Genomic DNA, 2,245 nt, shown 5'->3' with positions numbered 1-2,245 from the left:
TCCCTTGTGAACATCATGCGCTGTTTGTTGGTGAATATGAGTGTGGTACCAAACAGTCGCTGGAGACTGATCAATCAACATTTCTGGACGCCACTCTTGGCCCTTTGTGACGGGGATATGCGGCCCCCCGTCATGCTCTCCGGGCACTAAAAGCCCATGCCAATGGACGCTTATAGGGCGCGAAAGCTGATTTTTAACAACAGGATTGAAGTCGCCTTTTTCAATGACGAGCGTTGGCCCCAGATAAGGTTGATTGAAACCAAATGTCTGGCTCGCGGCGTTTCCAACAAATGTTGAAGACCCTTTTTGTGCTACAAGTTCAGCCGTTTTGCTTTGGCGTGTATCCAGTAGCGGAGGCATTTTAAGTCTGGGTTTGTTTGCAAGCGTTGCTGCGCTCAAATCACTACCGTTACTCAATGCATACAGCCCCGCAAGGCTGCCCCCGGCAACAGCGGTTGCCGTCAGAAACTGGCGTCTGTTCATTGTTTCTCCCTTTCCGCGGTAATCCGGTTACGTTCGTCGTGCATGTCTCTGATTTCTTGGGGCCACCGGCTTTTTATAAAGGAGAGAACCGCGATGATTTCATCGTCTGTCAGTGTTCCCTCATAGGCGGGCATGTCGGTTTCATGGTTTTTAAGCTTGGCCATCTTCGCGATACCCAGCTTGGTCAATCCAAAAAGCAGGTCATCTGTGTGATGCCAAGTGTGGCCCGTCTCATCATGCGGCGGCGCAGGTAATCTGCCTTGTTCATTTTGGCTTTGCCAATCTGGTTGACCTTCTAGATTGTCCCCATGGCAAGACGCGCAATTGTCCTGATAAAGCGATTGCCCCAATGCGACGATCTTGCTATCGCCCGGTTTAAGCAGGGCACCCTCTGCTTTTATTTGGGTGAAGTACAAAGCACCTGAAAGAAAGGCCAAAACGCCAGCGGAAATCGTAACAACAAGGAGGCCTCTATTCATGTTCATATCTGTCTCCTACAACACAACAATGGGCGTCTGATTGGGGACGCGCCTGTGAAGATCTATGATGTCCTGATTGAGCATACGGACACAGCCAGATGAGACTGCCTTGCCAATTGACCAGATCTCTGCGGTGCCATGCAGGCGATAAAGCGTGTCTTTGCTACCCTGATAGATATATAGCGCTCTAGCACCCAAAGGATTGTCGAGCCCTGCCGGCATACCGCCATTTTTCCAACTCCATTGCTCCAACTCGGGCTGTCGAGCAATCATATCTTCGGGAGGTGTCCATGTTGGCCAAACGGCTTTTCTTGCCACAAAAGCACGACCAGACCATTCAAAACCGGCTCGTCCCAGTCCCACCCCATAGCGTATCGCTCTGCCGTTCTCCTGAATCAGATAGAGAAAATAGTTCTTCGTATCGACAATGATCGTGCCCACATTCTCATTTGTCTGATAGGCGATTTCGCGCCGCAAAAACCGTTCCGGAATCTTGTCTAGATTGATTGCTGGAAGCGGAAATTGTTCATTGGGCAATGGTCCGTACATCGACGCAAAAGCACTGGGCAGCGCTGGAGACCCAAGTTCGGCATTCGTCTTGGTATTACGGCTGCAGCCTGCGAGGGTTCCGGCCAGAAGAATGTAAGATCCAGCCAGAAACTTTCGGCGTGACACGTTGGTGTGGATCATGTTTCACCTCCCGACTTGGAAGGCGTATCCTTGTTATCTTCATGGCAGGATTTGCCCATGAATTTATGCATGACGCTATGCATCGCCAAACACCCGGCAATTGGAGCCATACTCCATAGAATGCTGGATAAAGACTGGCTTTCAGCACCGATTAATGCGGAACCCGCAGCGGTAAACATCAGCACGCAGCATGCGGCCATGATCCAACCATGGCCAGTTTTTGGAATGAGGCGCCCCAACACTGAAGAAGTTGGGAGTTCCAAGGTTTTATCGGTCATTTTATATACCCGTTGCCAAGCTTGGGCTTTTCAGCAGCCAGCTCGAACCAATTGATGCAAATTTTGGAAAGAAAAATAGGTCCTGAGTGCCAATACAGCAGAGGTATTTCGAGCGGAATTTCTCGCACGAAAAACATGTCAGCTCGCTGCAAACGAGCCGATGGATGGCAATCAGATTGGGGTCAGGCTATTGGAGGGCGCAGAAAGCCGGTTGGAACAATTGGCTCAATGGCATAAAGCACAATGTCATCAAATCCTTTGCCTGAAGAAGCAAATGCTGACGCGATAAATGGCAGATAAAAAGAGCAGTCCACC

General features: G+C 50.1%; 4 protein-coding genes. All 4 read right to left on the bottom strand.

What is annotated here, in order from left to right:
* The coding region (locus FDK21_RS20470; protein WP_138150709.1) for a multicopper oxidase domain-containing protein at positions 1-483 on the bottom strand (483 nt) is incomplete at its 3' end.
* Positions 480-968 carry a cytochrome c gene (locus FDK21_RS20465; protein WP_246657649.1) on the bottom strand — a complete coding sequence of 163 codons (489 nt, stop codon included), beginning with the start codon at positions 966-968 and terminating at the stop codon, positions 480-482. The genes FDK21_RS20470 and FDK21_RS20465, both read right to left, overlap by 4 nt.
* A gap of 9 nt (positions 969-977) precedes the next feature.
* A complete protein-coding gene (locus tag FDK21_RS20460) occupies positions 978-1,652 on the bottom strand; it encodes a L,D-transpeptidase (protein ID WP_138150707.1) in 675 nt (224 codons plus the stop codon).
* Complete coding sequence (locus tag FDK21_RS20455) at positions 1,649-1,930, bottom strand: hypothetical protein (RefSeq protein WP_138150706.1); 282 nt, start codon at positions 1,928-1,930, stop codon at positions 1,649-1,651. Before FDK21_RS20455 ends, FDK21_RS20460 begins: the two co-directional genes overlap by 4 nt.
* Between the last annotated feature and the right edge of the window lie 315 nt (positions 1,931-2,245).

The organism is Cohaesibacter sp. CAU 1516 (assembly GCF_005771485.1).
GTDB classification, from domain to species: domain Bacteria; phylum Pseudomonadota; class Alphaproteobacteria; order Rhizobiales; family Cohaesibacteraceae; genus Cohaesibacter; species Cohaesibacter intestini.
Note: the sequence above shows the minus strand (reverse complement) of the source record. Positions and strands in the feature narration are given on the sequence as shown.

Coding starts and splice junctions, on each gene's coding strand:
- FDK21_RS20455 (WP_138150706.1), bottom strand. CDS start 1,930: ATGACCGATAAAACCTTGGAACTCCCAACTTCTTCAGTGTTGGGGCGC.
- FDK21_RS20465 (WP_246657649.1), bottom strand. CDS start 968: ATGAACATGAATAGAGGCCTCCTTGTTGTTACGATTTCCGCTGGCGTT.
- FDK21_RS20460 (WP_138150707.1), bottom strand. CDS start 1,652: ATGATCCACACCAACGTGTCACGCCGAAAGTTTCTGGCTGGATCTTAC.